The 20,458-nt window shown below is 35.4% G+C and carries 25 protein-coding genes; 1 reads left to right on the top strand and 24 read right to left on the bottom strand.

The genetic code is table 11. From position 1 onward, the window contains the following. Positions 1-48: 48 nt before the first annotated feature. The 15 genes from G9F74_RS24685 to metG form a co-directional block, all read right to left on the bottom strand. A complete protein-coding gene (locus tag G9F74_RS24685) occupies positions 49-273 on the bottom strand; it encodes an anti-sigma-F factor Fin (RefSeq protein WP_000399440.1) in 225 nt (74 codons plus the stop codon). A 70-nt stretch (positions 274-343) separates the two neighbouring features. Then, positions 344-904: an aminoacyl-tRNA hydrolase gene (pth, locus tag G9F74_RS24680; protein ID WP_080119586.1), complete on the bottom strand. Its 561-nt coding sequence runs from the start codon at positions 902-904 to the stop codon at positions 344-346. Positions 905-976: 72 nt separating this feature from the next. Continuing rightward, entirely contained in the window at positions 977-1,930 is a 954-nt protein-coding gene (locus tag G9F74_RS24675) for a ribose-phosphate diphosphokinase (RefSeq protein ID WP_000107420.1), read from the bottom strand. A gap of 18 nt (positions 1,931-1,948) precedes the next feature. Further along, a complete protein-coding gene (gene glmU, locus G9F74_RS24670; protein WP_000071045.1) occupies positions 1,949-3,328 on the bottom strand; it encodes a bifunctional UDP-N-acetylglucosamine diphosphorylase/glucosamine-1-phosphate N-acetyltransferase GlmU in 1,380 nt (459 codons plus the stop codon). A 323-nt stretch (positions 3,329-3,651) separates the two neighbouring features. Next, positions 3,652-3,945 (bottom strand): septation regulator SpoVG, encoded by a 294-nt coding sequence (gene spoVG, locus G9F74_RS24665; RefSeq protein ID WP_000454042.1) that lies wholly within the window; start codon positions 3,943-3,945, stop codon positions 3,652-3,654. A gap of 152 nt (positions 3,946-4,097) precedes the next feature. Then, positions 4,098-4,472, bottom strand: coding sequence for a RidA family protein (locus G9F74_RS24660; RefSeq protein WP_000869820.1), 375 nt, complete (start codon positions 4,470-4,472; stop codon positions 4,098-4,100). 125 nt (positions 4,473-4,597) lie between these two features. Beyond that, positions 4,598-5,446 carry a pur operon repressor gene (purR, locus tag G9F74_RS24655; protein ID WP_000702479.1) on the bottom strand — a complete coding sequence of 283 codons (849 nt, stop codon included), beginning with the start codon at positions 5,444-5,446 and terminating at the stop codon, positions 4,598-4,600. 54 nt (positions 5,447-5,500) lie between these two features. Beyond that, positions 5,501-6,370: a 4-(cytidine 5'-diphospho)-2-C-methyl-D-erythritol kinase gene (gene ispE / locus G9F74_RS24650; RefSeq protein ID WP_000772089.1), complete on the bottom strand. Its 870-nt coding sequence runs from the start codon at positions 6,368-6,370 to the stop codon at positions 5,501-5,503. Positions 6,371-6,567: 197 nt separating this feature from the next. After that, entirely contained in the window at positions 6,568-6,747 is a 180-nt protein-coding gene (gene sspF / locus G9F74_RS24645; protein ID WP_001985066.1) for an acid-soluble spore protein SspF, read from the bottom strand. Positions 6,748-6,838: 91 nt separating this feature from the next. Then, positions 6,839-7,099 (bottom strand): biofilm formation stimulator Veg, encoded by a 261-nt coding sequence (veg, locus tag G9F74_RS24640; protein ID WP_000044348.1) that lies wholly within the window; start codon positions 7,097-7,099, stop codon positions 6,839-6,841. Positions 7,100-7,337: 238 nt separating this feature from the next. Continuing rightward, positions 7,338-8,201 (bottom strand): sporulation peptidase YabG, encoded by an 864-nt coding sequence (gene yabG, locus G9F74_RS24635; RefSeq protein WP_001173740.1) that lies wholly within the window; start codon positions 8,199-8,201, stop codon positions 7,338-7,340. A 110-nt stretch (positions 8,202-8,311) separates the two neighbouring features. Then, positions 8,312-9,190 (bottom strand): 16S rRNA (adenine(1518)-N(6)/adenine(1519)-N(6))-dimethyltransferase RsmA, encoded by an 879-nt coding sequence (rsmA, locus tag G9F74_RS24630; protein WP_000651557.1) that lies wholly within the window; start codon positions 9,188-9,190, stop codon positions 8,312-8,314. Further along, positions 9,187-9,744, bottom strand: a complete 558-nt coding sequence (gene rnmV / locus G9F74_RS24625) for a ribonuclease M5 (protein ID WP_000692838.1) — start codon at positions 9,742-9,744, stop codon at positions 9,187-9,189. The genes rsmA and rnmV overlap by 4 nt, the downstream gene beginning before the upstream one ends. A gap of 219 nt (positions 9,745-9,963) precedes the next feature. Further along, the gene (locus tag G9F74_RS24620; protein ID WP_016106830.1) at positions 9,964-10,731 is read right to left on the bottom strand and encodes a TatD family hydrolase; all 768 of its coding nucleotides are present in this window, start codon (positions 10,729-10,731) and stop codon (positions 9,964-9,966) included. Positions 10,732-10,899: 168 nt separating this feature from the next. Further along, on the bottom strand, positions 10,900-12,882 hold the full coding sequence (metG, locus tag G9F74_RS24615; protein ID WP_000159673.1) for a methionine--tRNA ligase: 1,983 nt from the start codon (positions 12,880-12,882) through the stop codon (positions 10,900-10,902). A 507-nt stretch (positions 12,883-13,389) separates the two neighbouring features. Between metG and G9F74_RS24610 the strand changes: the two genes are divergently transcribed. Then, on the top strand, positions 13,390-13,674 hold the full coding sequence (locus G9F74_RS24610) for a transition state genes transcriptional regulator AbrB (RefSeq protein ID WP_000843036.1): 285 nt from the start codon (positions 13,390-13,392) through the stop codon (positions 13,672-13,674). A 20-nt stretch (positions 13,675-13,694) separates the two neighbouring features. On the opposite strand, the gene rsmI is transcribed toward G9F74_RS24610, so the two are convergent. From rsmI to G9F74_RS24565, 9 genes are all read right to left on the bottom strand, one after another. Then, a complete protein-coding gene (gene rsmI, locus G9F74_RS24605) occupies positions 13,695-14,570 on the bottom strand; it encodes a 16S rRNA (cytidine(1402)-2'-O)-methyltransferase (protein WP_016106829.1) in 876 nt (291 codons plus the stop codon). After that, the gene (locus G9F74_RS24600; RefSeq protein ID WP_000414346.1) at positions 14,539-14,829 is read right to left on the bottom strand and encodes a GIY-YIG nuclease family protein; all 291 of its coding nucleotides are present in this window, start codon (positions 14,827-14,829) and stop codon (positions 14,539-14,541) included. Before G9F74_RS24600 ends, rsmI begins: the two co-directional genes overlap by 32 nt. Next, entirely contained in the window at positions 14,816-15,556 is a 741-nt protein-coding gene (locus G9F74_RS24595) for a tRNA1(Val) (adenine(37)-N6)-methyltransferase (RefSeq protein WP_001055365.1), read from the bottom strand. Before G9F74_RS24595 ends, G9F74_RS24600 begins: the two co-directional genes overlap by 14 nt. 121 nt (positions 15,557-15,677) lie before the next feature. Further along, on the bottom strand, positions 15,678-16,028 hold the full coding sequence (gene yabA / locus G9F74_RS24590) for a DNA replication initiation control protein YabA (protein WP_016106828.1): 351 nt from the start codon (positions 16,026-16,028) through the stop codon (positions 15,678-15,680). A gap of 14 nt (positions 16,029-16,042) precedes the next feature. Beyond that, on the bottom strand, positions 16,043-16,870 hold the full coding sequence (locus G9F74_RS24585; RefSeq protein ID WP_000272428.1) for a PSP1 domain-containing protein: 828 nt from the start codon (positions 16,868-16,870) through the stop codon (positions 16,043-16,045). 5 nt (positions 16,871-16,875) lie between these two features. After that, positions 16,876-17,859: a DNA polymerase III subunit delta' gene (gene holB, locus G9F74_RS24580; protein ID WP_000754512.1), complete on the bottom strand. Its 984-nt coding sequence runs from the start codon at positions 17,857-17,859 to the stop codon at positions 16,876-16,878. Between the two features lie 35 nt (positions 17,860-17,894). Further along, entirely contained in the window at positions 17,895-18,521 is a 627-nt protein-coding gene (gene tmk, locus G9F74_RS24575; RefSeq protein WP_000677211.1) for a dTMP kinase, read from the bottom strand. Position 18,522: 1 nt separating this feature from the next. Next, positions 18,523-19,944: an aminotransferase class I/II-fold pyridoxal phosphate-dependent enzyme gene (locus tag G9F74_RS24570; RefSeq protein ID WP_001072284.1), complete on the bottom strand. Its 1,422-nt coding sequence runs from the start codon at positions 19,942-19,944 to the stop codon at positions 18,523-18,525. 78 nt (positions 19,945-20,022) lie between these two features. After that, the gene (locus G9F74_RS24565; RefSeq protein ID WP_000776275.1) at positions 20,023-20,202 is read right to left on the bottom strand and encodes a sigma factor G inhibitor Gin; all 180 of its coding nucleotides are present in this window, start codon (positions 20,200-20,202) and stop codon (positions 20,023-20,025) included. Positions 20,203-20,458 lie beyond the last annotated feature (256 nt).

The following is a 20,458-nucleotide window of genomic DNA, read 5'->3' as shown; positions in this document are numbered from 1 at the left end:
GAAAAAGAAAACAGAAAAATGCTTTGGACATGCCAAAGCGACAACATTTTATTGTAGAAATTTTTCATATTCATAATACTCAGGATAAGATGCGAGCGTTTCTTGGCACAATTCACAAATCGTTTTTATATATATATTTCCATTCTCATGAAAATGAATCATCTCTACTACCTCTTGCTCTGTTAGTTGAAATAAAACGTCGCTATATACTTTTTCTGCGGTAACGGAGCCTACATTACTCCCGCAATGCCTACAATAATAATACCCTTCCATACTAGCCTCCTAAATATCCAGTTACTACTAGTATGGGTAAAAATAAAATAAAATATTCCCAATCATAACCTTAACTGTTGAAAGTATTCATGATTTGGAGAAAAGGCTTATTTAACCACTCTTCACATGCATCCGCTGCTTTTTCAATGGAATGATTGACATCAGGAATCTCTTCGGATGTAAAACGTCCTAATACGTAATCTACTACCTTCACCCCATTTTTCGGGCGATCAATTCCCATACGGATACGTTGAAACTCTTGCGTTCCTAAATGCGAAATTGTTGATTTCACGCCATTATGTCCACCGGCACTCCCTTTCATACGAAGGCGTAATTTACCTACCGGGATATCTAAATCATCATACATAACAACGAAATCATCAACATCAATTTTATAGTAATCCATAAGTGGACGAATACTTTCCCCAGATAAATTCATATATGTAAGTGGCTTTAATAAGATTACTTTTTCTCCATTAACAAATCCTGCACCAAATACTCCTTTAAACTTCTGTTCATTCAAAGAAATGTTCCAACGCTTTGCAAGTTCATCAATTGCCATAAATCCAATATTATGCCTTGTTAATTCATATTCTCTACCTGGGTTCCCAAGTCCTACTATCAATTTCATTCTTGTACCACTACTTTCTTTTTTCGATACGAAAAGACGTAACCAAGCTTGGTTACGTCTCATTCTATCCAATTAATTGAATAATACACTTACAGATTCTTCTTCGTATACACGAATGATTGCTTCTCCAATTAATGGAGCAACTGAAAGTTCATGTACTTTGTCGATTTTCTTTTCTTCTGGTAATACGATAGAGTTCGTTACAACTAACTCTTTAATATTCGAATTTTGAATACGTTCAATTGCTGGGCCAGATAATACTGGGTGTGTACAGCAAGCATATACCTCAGAAGCACCGTTCTCAACAAGAGCGTTTGCTGCTAATGTAATTGTACCAGCTGTATCAATGATGTCATCAATTAAAATTGCTGTTTTGCCTTCGATGTTACCGATAATGTTCATTACCTCTGATACATTCGGACGAGGACGACGTTTATCAATAATAGCGATTGGCGCTTTTAGGCGATCTGCCATTTTTCTAGCACGAGTTACACCACCATGGTCAGGTGATACGATTACGATGTCTTTAAGACCTTTTGTTTCAAAGTAATCTGAAAGAATCGGTACACCCATTAAGTGGTCGATTGGGATATCAAAGAATCCTTGAATTTGTGGAGCATGTAAATCTAGAGTGATTACACGAGTTGCACCTGCTGTTTCAAGCAAGTTTGCTACAAGTTTCGATGTAATTGGTTCACGAGAACGCGCTTTACGGTCTTGACGCGCATAACCATAGTAAGGAATAACAATATTAATTGTTTTTGCAGATGCACGCTTTAATGCATCGATCATAATAAGTAATTCCATGATATGTTCGTTTACTGGGAAGCTTGTAGATTGAATAATGAATACATCGCAACCACGGATACTTTCTTCAATGTTAATTTGAACTTCTCCATCACTAAAACGATCAACAGAACATTTTCCTAGTCCTACTCCAATATGCTTTGCGATTTGCTCAGCAAGTTCCTTATTAGAGTTTAAAGAGAATACTTTCAAATTAGAATTTAGATATTGAGTCGACATCTAGATTAACCCTCCACATTATGATTTTTTCTTATTCAGCAATTGATCAACATAGTCTTCTTTGTTAACTTGACGTGCACGTGCTACCGATAATGCTTTTGATGGGACATTCTCTGTAATTGTAGAGCCTGCTGCCACATAAGCACCATCTTCAACTGTTACAGGAGCAACAAGATTTGAATTACATCCAATAAATACCCCGTTACCAATCACAGTTTTAAATTTATTCTTGCCGTCATAGTTCACCGTAATTGAACCACAACCAAGATTCACGTCTTCTCCAACTTGTGCATCCCCGATATAACTTAAGTGTGAAGCTTTACTTCTATTACCAAAAACAGTTTTTTTGATTTCCACGAAGTTTCCAACGCGTACTTCGTCTCCAATAACTGAATCTGGGCGAATATGTGCAAATGGACCAACCGATACTTCTGTACCAAGCTTACTATCATGTACAGTAGATTGACGAATTGTCGTACGATCTCCAATTTCACTATCGCGAATTACTGTATGCGGTCCAATTTCACAATCAGAACCAATTACAGTGTTTCCCTCAATAATTGTTCCTGGATGAAGAACTGTATCACTACCGATAATTGCATCAGCAGAAATATACGTGTTACTTGGATCAATAATTGTAACACCATTTACCATGTTCTTTCGGTTGATACGATTTTTCATAATAATTTCCGCTTGCGATAGAGCGACTCTGTCGTTAACACCTAACGTTTCATCGAAGTGCTCTGTTTGATAAGCTGATACGATATGACCTTCATTTTTTAAAATCTCAATAACATCTGGAAGGTAATATTCACCTTGTACGTTATCATTTGAAACTTTAGAAAGTGAAGCGAATAAAGCTTTATTATCAAAACAATACGTACCTGTATTGATTTCTTTAATAGCTAATTCTTTTTCATTTGCATCCTTATGCTCAACGATCTTTTCAACATGACCATTTTCGTTACGAACGATACGACCATATCCAGCAGGCTCTTCTATGTATGCTGTTAGCACAGTTGCCATTGCTCCTGCTTCTTTGTGTTGCTGAAGTAATGCTTCCATCGTTTCAGCAGTTATTAAAGGTGTATCACCACAAATAACTAAAGTTGTTCCTTCTTCATTTGCAAGTACGCTAGCAGCTTGATCTACAGCATGCGCTGTACCAAGTTGTTCTGCTTGTAATGCAAACTCACTTACGTTTCCTAGCTGTTCTTGTACCATTTCAGCACCATGTCCAACGACCGTTACAAGTTTCTGCAATCCTAATTGAGTTACTTGATCGACTACGTGTTGTACCATAGGTTTTCCACATACAGGATGCAGCACTTTGTATAGCTTAGACTTCATACGTGTGCCTTTACCTGCAGCTAGAATCACTGCAAATCTGTTTGACATATAGACCCTCCATCGCAACCTATTTATCCATTAACGATATTATCCTAAATCATCATATATTTCAAGAAACACATTTTAACTATTAAATTTTACCATAATTCTTATAAGATGTTTTACTCTTTAGTATCTTTTTTAAGAAATAAGCTATACTATTTAAAATGATTTTGAAAAAATTAGTAGTTTCTTCTCTTCATTTTAATAAACGATGAATGTTTTAAATATAAATTATATAAAGTCAAAAAAAAAACAAACTCCTGTAAATGCTTACAGGAGTTTGCTACAAAATTATAAGACTTTCTTTCAAAAGCCTTTTCATTCGAATTTTACGAAGCACCTGCTTCTTCAAACTCAACCTCTTCTAACTCGCCTAAACGATGATACTCCGTTAAAACCGCATCTTGAATTTTAGAGCGTGTATTAGAATTAATCGGATGTGCAATGTCACGGAATTCTCCATCTGGAGTACGTTTACTTGGCATTGCTACAAATAATCCATTATTACCATCAATTACACGAATATCATGAACAACAAATTCATGGTCTAGAGTAATAGAGGCAATTGCTCTCATGCGGCCTTCTGTGTTTACGCGGCGTAATCTTACGTCAGTCACTTCCATCTTGTGTTCACCACCCTTTTCTAAATAAGCGATATATTTGTATAAATTCCACAAATTTTCTATTTTCCCTTTAATTTTTTAAAAATTTTTAAGATAAAAATTTTTATTGCAATTGAATATAAGGATTAGTAGAGGTTATCGCTTACAAAAGGTTACTTAACTAGGGCGATTACTTCGATTTCAACTGAAACATCTTTCGGTAATTTTGCTACCTGTACACAAGAACGTGCTGGTTTATGAGTAGAGAAATAAGAACCGTATACTTCATTAACAGCATTAAAATCATCCATATCTTTTAAGAATACTGTTGTTTTTATTACCGTATCAAATGAAGCACCTGCTTCTTCTAATACTGCTTGTAAATTTTCAAATACTTGTTCTGTTTGTACTGTTACATCTCCCGTTACAAGCTCTCCACTTGCTGTTAATGGAATTTGTCCTGAACTGTAAAACATATTATTTACAATAATCCCTTGTGAATAAGGTCCAATTGCTTGTGGTGCCTTGCTTGTTTGAACAACTTTCATATTTTTTCACCCTTTTATTATTTATTTTTACTCTTTAAAAATAGTGCACGAAAAGCAGTTTGTCCATCTATTTTATAATTTATAAATAGAATAAAAAAAAGATAAAGCCATTTGCTTTACCTTTTTTATTCAACCTCTACAAGTCCTTCATCAAATGGTGTAAGTGAATAATTCCCCTTCTCCACTTGAATCGATTTTTCTTTCACATCAACTTCTGAAAGGCGAATTAATGATACAAAGTTATTAATAAGTCGTTCTTCGATATCTGTGGATTCTACTAATACACCGATACCAACAACATTAGCCTTAAACTCTTCTAGCATACTCATCATACCTTGAATTGTTCCGCCAGCTTTCATGAAATCATCAATAATTAAAACGTTTGATCCCTCTGGAAGACTACGCTTTGCCAACGTCATTGTTTGTATTCGTTTAGAAGAACCTGATACATAGTTAATACTAACAGTTGGACCTTCTGTTACCTTATTATCTTTCCTCGCAATTACTACCGGTACATCTAAGTAGTTTGCCACTGCATAAGCAAGTGGAATCCCTTTTGTTGCTACCGTCATAACTGCATCGATTGGTTGCCTAGCAAAGACAGAAGCAAACAAACGACCTGCACCATTAATATGACGAGGGTTACTTAAAAGATCTGTCATGTATAAGTAACCGCCAGGCAAAATACGATCTGGATTTTCAAATAAGCTACAAAGCTCATCAATAATTAGATCTGCCTCTTCTTCACTTATATATGGTATATATTTCACTCCTCCTGCTGCTCCTGGTACCGTTTGCAATGTGCCGACCCCTTGTTGTTCAAACGTTTGCTTAATAATAACTAAATCTTCACTAATAGAGGATTTAGCCGATTGATACCTTTCAGCAAAAAAAGTGAGAGAAACTAGCTGACGAGGGTTTTGTAACAAGTAATATGTCATATCGACTAATCTTGTACTTCGTCTAATTTTCATACGCCCACCTCAAATCACGAATATTCTAAACAAATCATAACGTATTATACGTCTTTATTCAAGCGTTTCTCGCTCTCCTAATAAACGTACCGCATATACTTGTTCACAAAATCCTTTTAATCCGTTATAAATGCGATGCATTCGCGAATCATGGTGTACAAGTCCGAATACAGTTGGACCACTTCCACTCATTAATACAGCATCTGCTCCAAATCGTTTCATCTGTGCTTTAATACGAGCAACTTCGGGATGCATCTTAAATGTTACATCTTCTAAGACGTTACCAACAGTATCACAAATCCCTTTGTAATCCCCAGCATTGATGACATCAACCATTTTATCTACATTTGGATGTGTAACTCGATTTAGTTTTAAATTTCCATACACGTCAGCAGTAGATACACCAATATGTGGCTTCGCTAAAATAACCCAACAAGAAGGTGGCGTTTTTATATGCTCAATTCGCTCTCCTCTTCCAGTGGCAATTGCTGTCCCTCCATATACACAGAACGATACATCTGATCCAATTTCTGAGCCAAGCTCTGCTAATTCGTCAATTGTAAGCCCTAAATTCCATAATTTATTAAGACCACGTAATGTCGCTGCTGCATCACTACTTCCACCTGCTAATCCAGCTGCTACTGGAATCGTTTTTTCAATAGTAATAGATACACCTTTTTTCACATTAAACTTCTCTTTTAATAATTTCGCTGCTTGATAAGCTAAATTTCGTTGGTCGTCTGGGACATACCGATTATGGGATAAAATTTCAATACGGTCTTCTGCTAATTCCATTAGTTCTAAACGATCCGCTAAATCAATTGTTGTCATAATCATTTTCACTTCATGATATCCGTCTTGTCTTTTTCCCAGTACATCTAACGACAGATTAATCTTTGCTGGTGCTTTCACTAGTAGCTTCAATCTATTCACCCACTCTATGTACTCAATCTTTTATCGTTTATTTTACCATAAATTTATAGTAAGACGATGACACTTCCCTAATTATAACGAAAAGCATTCAGAATGAAACTACTTATGTAAAATGATGGCACCTTTCAGAGTACAAAAAGCCGAGGAATCTCTCCTCGGCTACCGTAGCATAGAAAGTAATCTTACAACTACTGGTTTTGTTTCATTAATTGCTGTTCTGCAATTTCTATAGCGCGTTTCACCATATTACCAGCATCTTTCGCACGAATTCCGCCCCATCCTTCTTTCTGAACAACATCATAAAAGCCCAGCTCTTTTGCTAGCTCTTCTTTAAACTGGTTTGACATGACACCTCTTCGTCTACTCAATGCAGAGTCCCCCCTTATTTTGCTACGGTATAATTAGTATGCAAAATAATATAACTTTTCATTTGTGGGAATATATGTAACGACACATGAGTTATAAAATAATTTCATTATGGGGTTCACCATAAAATGTTAACTCTACCGTCTCTGTTAAAACATCTGCATAACTATAAGATACACGTTGCAATGCATCTTCTTGTTGGTCTAACTGTACAACAAACACAGAACGATAAGTTTCTGCAAGTACACCTGATTGCTCCACTGTTTTTCTTCTTCCGCTATTCGCCTTTAACATAAGTCGCTGTCCAAGATGGTGATCTAATTCGCTTTTAATTTCATCTAAACGTTTTGACATATACCTTGCTACACCTCGCTGTAATTTAGATTGAACACTTAAAACACGATATATCTATCCCAATTATTAACCGCAATTCACAGACTATATCATTATAAAAGCATCATGCGTTCGAATAGATAGAAGAAATACTATATTGTAAAAGTATCATTGTATAGTCTTTACGCTCTTACCACTTTTTATCCAAATTCATTTCATTCTCTTACGCATAAAAAAGCAAGATACGTATGTACCTTGCTTATTCTTCATAATGTTGGAAGGGTAATCCTGTTCGTAAAATCCCTCTCGTTTCAATTCCACCCAGTCCTTTTTCACCAGTAATCGTATTACGTACAACATCCCATACATTTACTCTCTCCATAAATGAAGTGAAGCTAATTTTACCAACCACATACACAGGGTCTAGTGCATGAATGTTAATCCTAGACGGAGAACTAGCAAAGTTAGCACCCGCTCGAATTAACGCCTCGAAATGCGATTGACACGCCCCAGCAAAAATAACGAGTTGATCCAATGATGGATATTTTTTTCGTACTTCTCGGACAGCCTGTACAAAATGCCTTGAATGCCTATATGCTGCTAAATCTCCCTTTACCCCTTTGGATTTTGTATAGGCATCGTGTCCTGTAATAACTAAAATGTCTGGGCGGAAATGATCTATTAAGTCTACTACCTTTTCGTGCATCTCTGTTTCCTTACAATGAACACCTTGTACAGGAACACCAATTTTATTATATAGGTCTAAACACTTGCGCAAATACAAAGGGTCCCCATCTATATGCAATACGCGTCCTGGCATTTGAAAGTAATTCACTTCACTTGTGTATCCACCAGTTGAAGTGTGTTCATGCCTTTGTTTCATCAATACATAATCTTGTTGAAATAAACGGTACGTGCGCTCCATTGTTTCTTTTTCACGCTTCACTCTTTTTTTATGTTCTCGTTGATCTATACTAATTAAATCTTCAAGCGGCGCATCTGCCACAAGTCTAATTTCCTCCCCAAACAATATAGCTATCTCGCCTTTTATTTCTATAATACGAAAAAGGATATCCCTATTATGAGAATATCGTTCCACTAATTCTCCAACATGTAAAGCCATTCTCCTACCTCCAAACTCGTTAGGCCATCTTACCTGTTTTTAAAGTATGAATTTAGGAAAGGAAAGGTGACAAAAGGGACAGCTCAAATTGAACTGTCCCTTTCATATCCTTATGATAACTTATGAAGAACTAATGCGTTACTTAATGTTGCAAACTCTTCGATAGATAGCGTTTCGCCTCTTCGCTTTGGATCAATTCCTACTTCTGTTAAAATTCGATCCAACAGCTCTTTATCTTTCGGGAAACCATTTAAATTATTCGATAAATTATTCATTAAAGTTTTACGGCGCTGTGCGAAACTTGCTCTTACTACTTCAAAGAAGAAAGTCTCATTTGTCACTTCTACAACTGGTTTCGGACGCTTTAGAAGACGGATAATCGCAGAATCAACATTTGGTTGTGGTACAAACACTGTACGCGGTACAGTCATAACTGTTTCTACCTCTGTATAATACTGAATAGCAATTGATAAAGAACCATATTCTTTCGTTCCAGGTTTAGCAGCTAAACGATCTCCAACTTCTTTTTGCATCATAACAACAAATCCACGAACCGGTAATTTTTCTTCAAGCAATTTAAATAAAATTGGCGTTGTAATATAGTATGGTAAATTAGCTACTACCATTACATCTTGTCCTTCTTCAAATTGCTCACTAAACACTTCGTGTACATCTGCCTTTAGTACATCTTTATTTATAACTGTAACGTTACTATATGGAGCTAACGTCTCGTCTAAAATTGGTAATAATCTTTGATCAATTTCAAAAGCCACCACTTTTTTAGCACGCTTCGCTAACTGCTCTGTTAACGCACCGATACCTGGTCCAATCTCAATTGCACCACTTTCTGAACCGATTTCTGCGTGATCAACAATACGATTTAATACATTTGTATCAATTAAGAAATTTTGTCCTAAACTTTTTTTGAATGAGAATCCATACTTTTCAACAATGTCTTTCGTACGATTCGGCGTTGCGATATCTTTCATTTCTTTTCCTCCTGTATTACTTGTTTATAAGCTTCTGCAAACGTCTCTTTTGAAACTTGAAACATCTGTAAACGTTTATGTAACTGTTTTGCATTTGTATAACCAATCTTTAATAGCTTACCCATTCTTTCTCTGCGACTCTTTGCCATTTCTCCGCCCACTAAGCCTGCATCGACTAGATCACTCCAACTAATTTCACTTGTGTAAGCTTCCATTTCTTCATGTATATTCTCTAAAGCACGGCGAATCGATTCATTAGAAGCGTGTTCAATTCCAACACCTTTTTTTCTTTTAGCAAGCGCTTCTTCCTTCGGTAAGAAAGCATGCTTACATCCAGGTACCTTGTCAGAAATAATTTTTCGAATACGCTCTCCTGGATAATCCGGATCTGTAAAAATAATAACGCCTCGTTTTTGCTGCGCTAATTTAACTTGCTCAATAACATGATCACCGATTGCTGAACCGTTCGTTTCAATTGTATCCGCATCAACAGCACGCTTAATTGCAACTGTATCATCTTTACCTTCTACAACGATAATCTCTTTAATTTTCATGCTTGCCTCCACACTCATTTCGTCTCTACTTAGTAAAACAAAAAAATGACGACTTTTCCATTATTATTTTCCCCATTCTTACATTTTAAAAAATAGACTGGTACAAACTTTGTTCTCTCTCCTTATTGTAACACTTCCTAATTTCCCCTTATCTTCTCTTTCGCTTCTACTATTTCTTTTCTCAAAAAATAAAAAAGAATGGGTTCTCCCATTCCTTTTTTATTCAACACCAAATAAAGCCTTTGCATTTTTTGTTGTAACTTCTGCTACTTCCTCATAAGAAATCCCTTTTAAATTCGCAATTTCTTCTGCTACAAGCTTTACATAACTCGGTTCATTTCGCTTCCCTCGAAATGGATGTGGTGTTAAATATGGACAATCCGTCTCTATTAACAATTTCTCTAAGGGAATCTCTACTGCAACTTCTTTCGGTTTCTTAGCATTTTTAAATGTAACCGGTCCACCTAATGAAATTAAAAAGTTCATATCAACACATCGCTGTGCTACTTCGACACTACCACTAAAGCAATGCATAATACCTCCTACTTCAGCCGCATTCTCTTCCTCTAGAATATCAACAATATCTTGAGTTGCATCACGGTTATGTATAATGATTGGTAATTTCACTTTTTTAGCTAATGCAATTTGTTTACGGAATACTTCCTTCTGTATTTCTTTAGGAGACTTATCCCAGTGATAATCTAGTCCCATTTCTCCAATTGCAACGACTTTAGGATGTGAAGCTAATTCTTCTAACCAAGCTAAATGTCCTTCTTTCATGTCGATAGCATCTACAGGATGCCATCCAACTGCAGCGTAAATAAAATCATAAGCCTCAGCTAATTCAATCGCTTTTTTTATCGTTACTTCATCAAATCCAACAACAACTGTATATGTAACTCCAGCTTCTTTCATTCGTGCAATAACTTCTTGTAAATCTTCTTCAAACTGCTCTGCATTTAAATGTGAATGTGTATCAAACAACATAATAAATAACTCCTTTTATATTGAAATCAATTCTATCATAGAGAAAAACGATTTTCTTTCTAACTCAACGATAACAATACTACAATTTTAATGCAAAAAAAGGAAATTTAAAAAGAAAAAAGACGCTTCACACATGTTACACGTGAAACATCTCTTTTCTTGCCTTAATTACTTGATTTTTGTACCATTCGGAAGATTTTGGTCGATTGTTGCTAATGACAATACTCCATTCTCTTCACCCGCTAAAATCATACCTTGTGATAATTCACCGCGTAATTTTACAGGTTTTAAGTTTGTTACACAAATAACTTTTTTACCTTGTAAGTCTTCCGGAGAATAGAATTTTGCGATACCTGAAACAACCTGGCGCTTTTCTGTACCTAAATCAAGCTGGATTTTTAACAGCTTATCTGCTTTTTTTACAGGTTCAGCCGATATTACTTCAGCTACTCGTAATTCTACTTTAAAGAAATCATCAATTGTAATTTCTTCTGCCTGCGGTTCTTCTTCTTTTTTCTCTTCTACTTTAGGCGCAGAGCTCTTCATTTGTTCTTTAATATACTCTACTTCTACTTCCATTTCCAAACGAGGGAAAATTGGGTTTCCTTTTTCTACTTTTGTTCCACCTGGAATACATCCAATTGTAGATAGGCTTTCCCAAGATTTATGTGCTTCTTCAGTAAGACCAAGTTGAGCAAACATCTTGCTTGGTGCTACTGTTAAGAATGGCATAAGCATAATACCTGTTTGACGAAGTACTTCTGCTAAATGAGCCATTACAGAAGCTAACTTTTCACGATCATTTTCATCCTTCGCTAATACCCACGGTTGTGTTTCATCAATATATTTATTCGTACGGCTAACCAATTGCCAAATTGAGCTTAGCGCTACAGAGAATTCCATATTTTCCATTGCGTCTTCTACTTTTTGCAATGTATCTTTTGCAAACGTTACTAACGTTTCATCGAATTCCGTTACATTTGCTTTAAATGCAGGTATTTCTCCGTTAAAGTACTTATCAATCATAGCTACTGTACGATTTAATAAGTTACCTAAGTCATTTGCTAAATCGAAGTTGATACGTTCAACAAATCCTTCTGGTGTGAATACACCATCAGATCCGAACGGAACTTCTCGAAGTAAGTAATAACGTAATGCATCTAATCCGTAACGATCAATTAATGTAACTGGATCTACTACGTTTCCTTTTGACTTACTCATTTTTCCATCCTTCATTAAAATCCAGCCATGAGCAAAGACCTTTTTCGGAAGAGGTAAATCTAATGCCATTAAAATGATTGGCCAATAAATTGTATGGAAACGAACAATTTCTTTTCCGACTAAATGCACATCTGCCGGCCAGAATTTCTTATACATCTCTTCATTTTCTGTTCCATAACCTAATGCTGTAATGTAGTTAGATAATGCATCAACCCATACGTAAATAACATGTTTTGGGTTGCCTGGAACACGAACTCCCCAATCAAATGAAGTACGAGAAACTGCTAAATCTTCTAATCCTGGTTTAATGAAGTTATTAATCATTTCATTTTTACGAGACTCTGGCTGAATAAAATGTGGATTATCTTCATAGAACTTTAATAGTCTGTCGACATATTTACCCATTCTAAAGAAATATGATTCTTCACGAACAAGTTCTACATCATGACCACTATCTGGACTTTTTCCTCCAACTACTTTGTCACCTTCCATAATTGGATCTACTAATTGATGCGCTGTATAGAATGTTTCATCTTGTACAGAATACCAACCTTCATATTCATCAAGATAAATATCACCTTGGTCTACTAGTTGCTTGAAGATCTTTTCGACAACATCTTTGTGACGATCTTCAGTTGTGCGAATAAAATCATCATAAGAGATATCCATTTTCTCCCAAAGCTCTTTAATTCCTGCAACAATATTATCCACGTATGCTTGTGGTGTCACATTTAACTCTTCTGCTTTCTTTTGGATCTTCTGCCCATGCTCATCAGTTCCTGTTAGATAATGAACATTGTAGCCTTGCATACGCTTATATCGTGCCATTGCATCTCCTGCTACTGTCGTATAAGCATGTCCAATGTGTAACTTTCCACTTGGATAATAAATTGGGGTAGTAATATAAAAGGACTTATTTTCCTTTGTCATTGTTTTGGACCTCCCGAATAACCTCATATGTATTTATAAATAGTATATCAAAAACTCATATATAAAGTGAAACTTTAATCCGTAGGGGTGTTTATCCCCCACAAATTATTAACTCTCACTAATCAAGCTTTTACGAGCAGCCCGACTCCAACTTAACTTCTTTGCTCCAACCGCATTTTAAAGCGGGAATCTTATTGCTCGTTAACGCGGGATAAACACCAGTTAATGCTACATATCTTTATCATCTATTACTCATATTCAAACAAAATATACAACCCTACTTTTAAATAAATATATTTTTCAGAAAATAATTGCAAAAATTACTCCCATTCTATTATATATAAGAAGTAAGAAATCTATAAATCTTTTTAAAAAATATAGAATTTAAGAATTGACGGAAATGTAAATGATTGGTATCATATGTCCATAGGGTATTTTGTCGAAAAATGACGAATCAAAAAAATAGACTCGAAACTTATAAACTATTTATTTAGGAGGAAAAGAATTATGAAATCTACTGGTATTGTTCGTAAAGTTGATGAATTAGGTCGTGTTGTAATTCCAATCGAATTACGCCGTACTTTAGGTATTGCAGAAAAGGATGCACTTGAAATCTATGTTGATGACGAAAAAATCATCTTAAAAAAATATAAACCAAACATGACTTGCCAAGTAACTGGTGAAGTATCTGATGGTAACCTATCTTTAGCTGAAGGTAAAATTATCTTAAGCAAAGAAGGCGCTGAGCAAATCTTAAACGAACTTCAAGATTATATCGAAACAGCAAAATAAGCTTCTCAATTATGAGAAGCTTATTTTTTATCGACATGATAGATTTGATATACATCGCGTTTCGACAAATCCCGATCTTTAGCGACTGTTTTTATCGCCTCTTTTGAATTCATGCCTCTTTCATTTATATAATGTTCAATATGATCATATACTGAAATAGATTCCCACCATTGTTCTTCTGGAGCAGGTTCTTCCGTTGAACCAGCTACTAAAATGCAAAACTCACCACGAACTTCATTTTGCTTCGTCCATTCAATTGTTTCTTCGATTGTTCCTCGAATAAATTCCTCAAACTTTTTCGTTAACTCTCGACATAATACAATTTCTCTATTGCCTAACACTTCTTGCATCGAGATTAAAGTGTCATCTAGACGATGAGGTGCTTCATAAAACATCATTGTAGTTTGCACATAGCGAAGTTTTTCTAATTCCATTTTTCTTTCCTTTTTATTTCTTTGTAAAAATCCATAGAAATAAAACTGCTTTGTTTTAAGACCGGATGCAATTAACGCTGTAAGGGCTGCATTTGCCCCAGGAAGCGGAACCACATGATATTGCTCAGCTACGGCCTCGACAACAATATCGTAGCCTGGATCGGAAATACACGGCATACCAGCATCACTAACAAGTGCTATATTCTTCCCTTCCTCTAGCTTCTCTAATATTTTCTTTCCACTTACTTCTTTATTATGCTCATGGTAACTCATGACAGGTGTTTCAATTTCGAAATAATTACAAAGTTTTTTTGTTTGTCTTGTATCTTCCGCTGCAATAACATCTACCTCTTTTAAAATCCGAATTGCACGAAATGTCATATCTTCTAAATTTCCAATTGGAGTAGGTACTAGATATAACATCCCCTTTTCATTTTGTTGAAAGCTTTTTTGCTGCCACATAGCGTTCTCCTTTTTGCATATATTCTTCTTTTTGTTTTCTCGTTAACTGCTTAAAATGATATTCAGCCTGCATAGCTGTTCGTTTATCCTCATGATTCTCTACATACCTTAAAACAACTGGAAGTCTAGCACGTGTATATCTAGCACCTTTTCCACTATTATGAGTCTGAATCCGTTTTTCTATATGATTTGTATATCCAGCATAATAACTTCCATCAGAACATTCCACCACATAAAAACAATGCTTATTCTTCTCCATATAAAATTGAACGAATCTCCTTTGTATATTCGTTATTTTCTTCGTATACAAAAAGAGGTGGTAGGATTTTCAAATCTGCGTTCCCATCCTTAATTCCTTCAATTAACAATGTATTTGCTTCTTTACCTGCCTTAGGATAAACAAATCGCACACGCTTTGGTTCAATTTTGTATTTACGCATTAATGTAACAATGTCGAGTAAACGACCTGGGCGATGTACAAACGCTACTTTCCCACCTTGTTTTACTAGCTGACTACTTGCAGATACAACATCTTCTAACGTACACATAATTTCATGACGAGCTATTGCTAAATGTTCATTCATATTTTTCTCAGACGTTTGAGGTGTTTGAAAATAAGGAGGGTTACATGTAACAACATCATATTGATGGCGCCCAAGTTTCTCTGGCATATCTTTCAAATCTCCATGTATGAGTTGAATTCTTTCTTCTAACTTATTGTATTGAACACTTCTTATTCCCATATCATATAAACGTTCTTGAATTTCCACACCTGTAATATTCCCTTTTGTTCTCGTGCTTAATAGAAGGGGCACAACCGCATTACCTGTGCACAAATCAAGTAAATTTCCTTTTTGAATTGGCACCCAAGCAAAATCTGCAAGTAAAACGGCATCTAAAGAGAAATTAAACACCGATGGACTTTGTATAATCTTCATATCTTGCGCTAATAAATAATCTAAACGTTCATCTTCGTATAAATTCATATATTACTCCTTTTCTTACACTTAACCTACCCTATTTCATCTTCTACTAATATACAAATACATTTTGTTCTATTCTCATGTATAAAAAATTACCTTTCCAATTATAATTGGAAAGGTAATTTCACTTTTTATTTAAAAATGACAGACAGAATAAACAATCTCCCTCTTTACGTACACTTCCATAATGTAGATTGCAAATATGGAAACCTTCTTGATATAGTCTTGCTAAATTGTCATAGCCTTCACCAATATCCGTCTTCGTCTTCACTTCTTTACGTTTTTGAGCTTTTTGTTTTTCTTTATTCTGCACTTCTTCAAAACGGTGTCGCAAATTTTCATTTTCCATTTTTATATGTTGATTTTCTTCCAACAACTCTGCAAGATGTTGTTTTAATTCACCCAACTGTTTATATAAATGTCCAATTTGCTCTTCCATACTAGAAACCGATGCAAAAATATCTTTTTTCTCCACAAGCACCCACCTCATTAATCTGTGGTTTGACTCGAAACGACCCCTTTATTCACTAACTCATCTAACGTATATTCTACTATCCGTTCCTTGTCTACTAGCTCCACTTGAATTAATCTTTCTAAAATATTTAATCCGATAACACGGCCAGTACCATGTGGTGTTTGTATACGTTGATCTAAATCAGGAAGTTGTTCCTTTGCTGCCTCATATTCATCATTCTCATATTTTAAGCAACACATTAAGCGACCACATAAACCAGAAATTTTTGCAGGATTTAATGATAAATTTTGATCCTTTGCCATTTTAATGGATACAGGTTCAAAATCTCCTAAAAAAGTAGAACAACAAAGCATACGACCACATGGACCAATACCACCAAGCATCTTCGCTTCATCACGAACACCAATTTGTCTTAGTTCAATTCTCGTCCTAAAAATTGCCGCTAAGTCTTTCACTAGTTCGCGGAAATCAATCCGACCATCTGCAGTAAAGTAGAAAATAATCTTATTACGATCGAACGTATACTCTACATCTACAAGTTTCATATCTAGATTATGCTCTACTACCTTTTGTTGACAAACTTGATATGCCTCTTTCGCAGCATGTTTGTTCTCGTCAACAATGGTACGATCATTTTCATTTGCGATACGAATAACCTTTTTTAACGGTAACACAACATCGTTTTCATCAACTTGCTTTTTGGTAATAACTACTTTTCCGTATTCAATACCTCTTACCGTTTCTACAATTACAAACTCATTCTCAGAGATATCGAACTGATTCGGATCAAAGTAATATACCTTGCCGGCCTTCTTAAAGCGAACACCTACTACATCATACAAAACGGTCATCCCTCCTGCAACCGCAACACTAACTGTTCGAACACAAGCTGCGCATTTACATTAGCGTTGATTCTATTTTTTGCCTCTAATATATTAAAGAGAGCTGATACAATGCGCTTCTGAGCATAGGAAAAAGATTCAAACATCTCTTTCTGCTCATGAAAAACAAGACGATCTTCTTCTCCAAGTTGAACATATAATAAATCCTTATAAATAAGGAGCAACATATCTAAACCTTGCTGTAACTGTTCTTTCTCTCCAAAGTGTTTTCCCCATTTTTCTTGTACAAAAAAAATAGAGGCTTTATCTTTTTCGAGCGCTTCACATAATTTTATCACTAAAGTTCGTGCTTGTGCAAACCATTCATCATTACATAAAGCTAAAGCTTCATCAAAACTATTCGTAAGCTGTGCAGCTAGAGTTGATAAAGAGGATGTAATGCCTTCATCCTGTAATCTTCTACTTAAAGACTCCGTAGGTAACGGTCTAAATGTAACAACTTGACAGCGAGATAAAATCGTATTTAAAATTTGATGACTTTGTTCAGTAAGTAAAATAGCTGTTGTATCACTACTCGGTTCCTCTAGAAATTTCAATAGTGTATTTGCCGCATTTGCTGTCATACGATCTGCATGCTCGATAATATAAACTTTTTTATTTGCCTCTAATCCTGTTTTTGAAAATTCTTCCTGTAAATCATGAATTTGTTGCTTTTTAATAGATAATCCATCTGGTTTTACAATATGTAGGTTAGGGTGGTTACCTGAGTCAATTCGTTTACAATTTGTACATACATGACATGGTTCTACCTCATTCCTTTGAGAGCAGAGGAAACTCTTTGCCATTTGAATCGCTGTTGCAAACTTCCCTGTTCCTTTCCCTCCTTCTAACAAGTAAGCGTGGGATATACGCTCTTTTGCAATGCTATTCATCAACATTTTTACACCGATGGGCTGTATAGCAGAAAGCTGCTCCCACGTCTTCTTCATAATGCATACCTCACTTATTTCATTCTTTCCTTCTATTATAACAATTTATCTTCTATAATCTGAACAACTTCTTCTATAAGTTTTTCCATTGGTTGATCAGCATTTACTAATACAATACGATCAGAAAAACGTTCTACAACTTCTAAATACCCTTCACGTACACGTTTATGGAAAGAGATATCTTCCATATCTAATCGATTCACTTCGCGCCCCGCATCTTTTTCAATGCGAGCTAAACCAATCTCTGGTTCAATGTCTAAGTAAATCGTTACACTAGGCATACAGTCTTCTGTTGCGAAGCGATTTATTTCAAATACTTTATCCATTCCTAAGCCTCTTGCATATCCTTGATACGCTAAAGAGCTATCTATAAAACGATCACATAATACAAGATAGTTCTCATTAAGCGCTGGCATAACTTTTTCTACTAAATGTTGTCTACGTGCAGCAGCATAAAGAAGCGCCTCTGTACGTGCTTCCATCATCGTATATTCTTGTTTATGTAGAATTGTTCTAATATCTTCAGAAATTGCTATACCACCTGGTTCTCTCGTCGCCATTACCTTTTGTTCTTTTTGCTCAAAGTATGGTAATAATTTTTTAATTAACGTTGTTTTACCCGAACCTTCTGGCCCCTCAATTGTTACAAATAATCCCTTCATCCTAAAACCTACTTTCTATATCATACACTTTCATATCTTTCGTGCTACCTTGAAAACGAGCTCCTGTTTTCTCTAAATACATAATTTGTTCTTTATGTTCTGAAGTAATTCTCTCTCCATACATAATCAATGGAATTCCAGGCGGATATGGAATTATCATTTCCGCCGCTATCATCCCTACCGCTTCTTCTATAGGTACTACTTTTGTTTTGTATCCTTCTAATTGTTTATATGTATACGGTAAAGGAGAGGATTCTCTTTTATAAGTATAACGAATAGATTCGTTCTTGTCTTTCACCTCATAATGTTCCAACGCAACTCGAATTATCTCTATAGCCCTCATGTACTCCTCTTTTGCTTGTAGAGGTAAAATAAGTAGGACATTATATGGATCTGCCATTTCTGTATATATTCCGGCCCTTTCAAATACAGACTGTAATTCATATCCTGATAACTGACAACGAGTTTGTACAGTAATCTTTAAATCATCTTGCAACGGATATTGTAAAACAGCTATTTGCGAAATGGAACACAATCCTTTTTTAAATCTCCATAAAAACTCGACAATTTCATCATGACCTTTTTCCTTTATACTTGCTAGTGTAAAGCGCGCTATATCAAGTGAAGCCATAATTGGATATGACGGACTACTAGATTGTAGCATACTCAAATAAGCAGAAACTCTTTCTTCATTCACTAAATGACTATTTATATGTAAATAAGATCCCATTGTCATCGCAGGTAATGTTTTATGTGCAGAATGAACCACAATATCTGCACCATATGCTAATGCTGACTTTGGAAATGGTTCCCCTAAGCAAAAGTGTGCTCCATGAGCTTCGTCTACTAAAACAGGGATTTTATGTGCATGTGCATAAGCAATACTTGCTTCTAAATCTATCCCCATACCATAATAATTAGGATGCGTTAAAATGAGGGCTTTAGCATTAGGATATCTTTTAATTGCCCCTTTAATAACTTCATCACCAATTCCTACTGGTACGTTATATGCCTCATCAATCCATGGGTCTAGAAAAATTGGATTCGCACCCGCTAGTTTTAATCCATTAATGATTGATTTATGACAATTTCTTTGTACAAGGACAATATCACGCTCACCGCAGCAAGATAAAATCATTGCTAGATTTCCGACCGTTGAACCATTAATTAAAAAATAACTTTTTTCCGCACCATATACATCAGCTAATAATTTTTGTGCTTCATCTATACATTCAAACGGACTATGTAAATCGTCTAACCCTGTTAGTTCGGTTACATCAATGGATAGTATATCTTTAAACTCCCCAATGGCTTCCTGAGGGAAGTTTACACCATTCTTATGACCTGGAACATGAAAGGACAGTGGTTCTCTTTCTTTAAACTCTATTAACGCCTCATATAAAGGCATACGCTTTTGATTCATATCTATCTCTTCCTTATTATTCATTCTGTATCTATTATACAGATATTAAGGCAAAAAAAATAATAGGCAGATGCCTATTTATAAATATGATACTTCTAACTTCCGAAGCTGTTTTAAATAATGTATATATTTTGGATCATCTGTCTCAGTACTCACCATATCTTTTTCACATTCATGACATATCAAATTATTATAAACATATATACCTTCTTCTCTTTTTGTCTCACAAACAATGCAAATTTCACTTTGTAATTTCATAACCTTCCCTCCCTGTATTTAAATAAACATATTTGATACCTCTATTCCTTAACAATTTACAGAAAAATATACATCCATCTCTTATATAATATGATTTACTCTTGGGCAACGTGTTTGTATTGCCATTACTTCTTTTATGCACTGTTTAACAATACAAAAAAACACAAGTCAAAAGACTTGTGTTTTAGTTGCTTGGCGACGTCCTACTCTCACAGGGACAAGGTCCCAACTACCATCGGCGCTAGAGAGCTTAACT

It is taken from the genome of Bacillus sp. EKM202B (assembly GCF_011066025.1).
Lineage (GTDB): Bacteria > Bacillota > Bacilli > Bacillales > Bacillaceae_G > Bacillus_A > Bacillus_A toyonensis.
This window is presented reverse-complemented; position numbering and strand designations above follow the sequence as displayed.

Excerpts from the sequence above, each read along its gene's own strand:
- G9F74_RS24565 (WP_000776275.1), bottom strand. The coding sequence starts at position 20,202 with ATGAAATTACAAAGTGAAATTTGCATTGTTTGTGAGACAAAAAGAGAA.
- tmk (WP_000677211.1), bottom strand. The coding sequence starts at position 18,521 with ATGAAGGGATTATTTGTAACAATTGAGGGGCCAGAAGGTTCGGGTAAA.
- pth (WP_080119586.1), bottom strand. The coding sequence starts at position 904 with ATGAAATTGATAGTAGGACTTGGGAACCCAGGTAGAGAATATGAATTA.
- glmU (WP_000071045.1), bottom strand. The coding sequence starts at position 3,328 with ATGTCAAACAGATTTGCAGTGATTCTAGCTGCAGGTAAAGGCACACGT.
- yabG (WP_001173740.1), bottom strand. The coding sequence starts at position 8,201 with ATGGCTTTACATGTTGGAGAATTAGTGGAACGATATTCTCATAATAGG.
- holB (WP_000754512.1), bottom strand. The coding sequence starts at position 17,859 with ATGAAGAAGACGTGGGAGCAGCTTTCTGCTATACAGCCCATCGGTGTA.
- G9F74_RS24610 (WP_000843036.1), top strand. The coding sequence starts at position 13,390 with ATGAAATCTACTGGTATTGTTCGTAAAGTTGATGAATTAGGTCGTGTT.
- G9F74_RS24570 (WP_001072284.1), bottom strand. The coding sequence starts at position 19,944 with ATGAATCAAAAGCGTATGCCTTTATATGAGGCGTTAATAGAGTTTAAA.
- spoVG (WP_000454042.1), bottom strand. The coding sequence starts at position 3,945 with ATGGAAGTGACTGACGTAAGATTACGCCGCGTAAACACAGAAGGCCGC.
- G9F74_RS24600 (WP_000414346.1), bottom strand. The coding sequence starts at position 14,829 with ATGGAGAAGAATAAGCATTGTTTTTATGTGGTGGAATGTTCTGATGGA.
- G9F74_RS24685 (WP_000399440.1), bottom strand. The coding sequence starts at position 273 with ATGGAAGGGTATTATTATTGTAGGCATTGCGGGAGTAATGTAGGCTCC.
- rsmI (WP_016106829.1), bottom strand. The coding sequence starts at position 14,570 with ATGTGGCAGCAAAAAAGCTTTCAACAAAATGAAAAGGGGATGTTATAT.
- purR (WP_000702479.1), bottom strand. The coding sequence starts at position 5,446 with ATGAAAATTAGACGAAGTACAAGATTAGTCGATATGACATATTACTTG.
- G9F74_RS24620 (WP_016106830.1), bottom strand. The coding sequence starts at position 10,731 with ATGTTGTTTGATACACATTCACATTTAAATGCAGAGCAGTTTGAAGAA.
- G9F74_RS24595 (WP_001055365.1), bottom strand. The coding sequence starts at position 15,556 with ATGAATTTATACGAAGATGAACGTTTAGATTATTTATTAGCGCAAGAT.
- G9F74_RS24660 (WP_000869820.1), bottom strand. The coding sequence starts at position 4,472 with ATGAAAGTTGTTCAAACAAGCAAGGCACCACAAGCAATTGGACCTTAT.
- metG (WP_000159673.1), bottom strand. The coding sequence starts at position 12,882 with ATGACAAAGGAAAATAAGTCCTTTTATATTACTACCCCAATTTATTAT.
- rsmA (WP_000651557.1), bottom strand. The coding sequence starts at position 9,190 with ATGAAAGATATCGCAACGCCGAATCGTACGAAAGACATTGTTGAAAAG.
- veg (WP_000044348.1), bottom strand. The coding sequence starts at position 7,099 with ATGTCAAAACGTTTAGATGAAATTAAAAGCGAATTAGATCACCATCTT.
- rnmV (WP_000692838.1), bottom strand. The coding sequence starts at position 9,744 with ATGAAAATTAAAGAGATTATCGTTGTAGAAGGTAAAGATGATACAGTT.
- G9F74_RS24675 (WP_000107420.1), bottom strand. The coding sequence starts at position 1,930 with ATGTCGACTCAATATCTAAATTCTAATTTGAAAGTATTCTCTTTAAAC.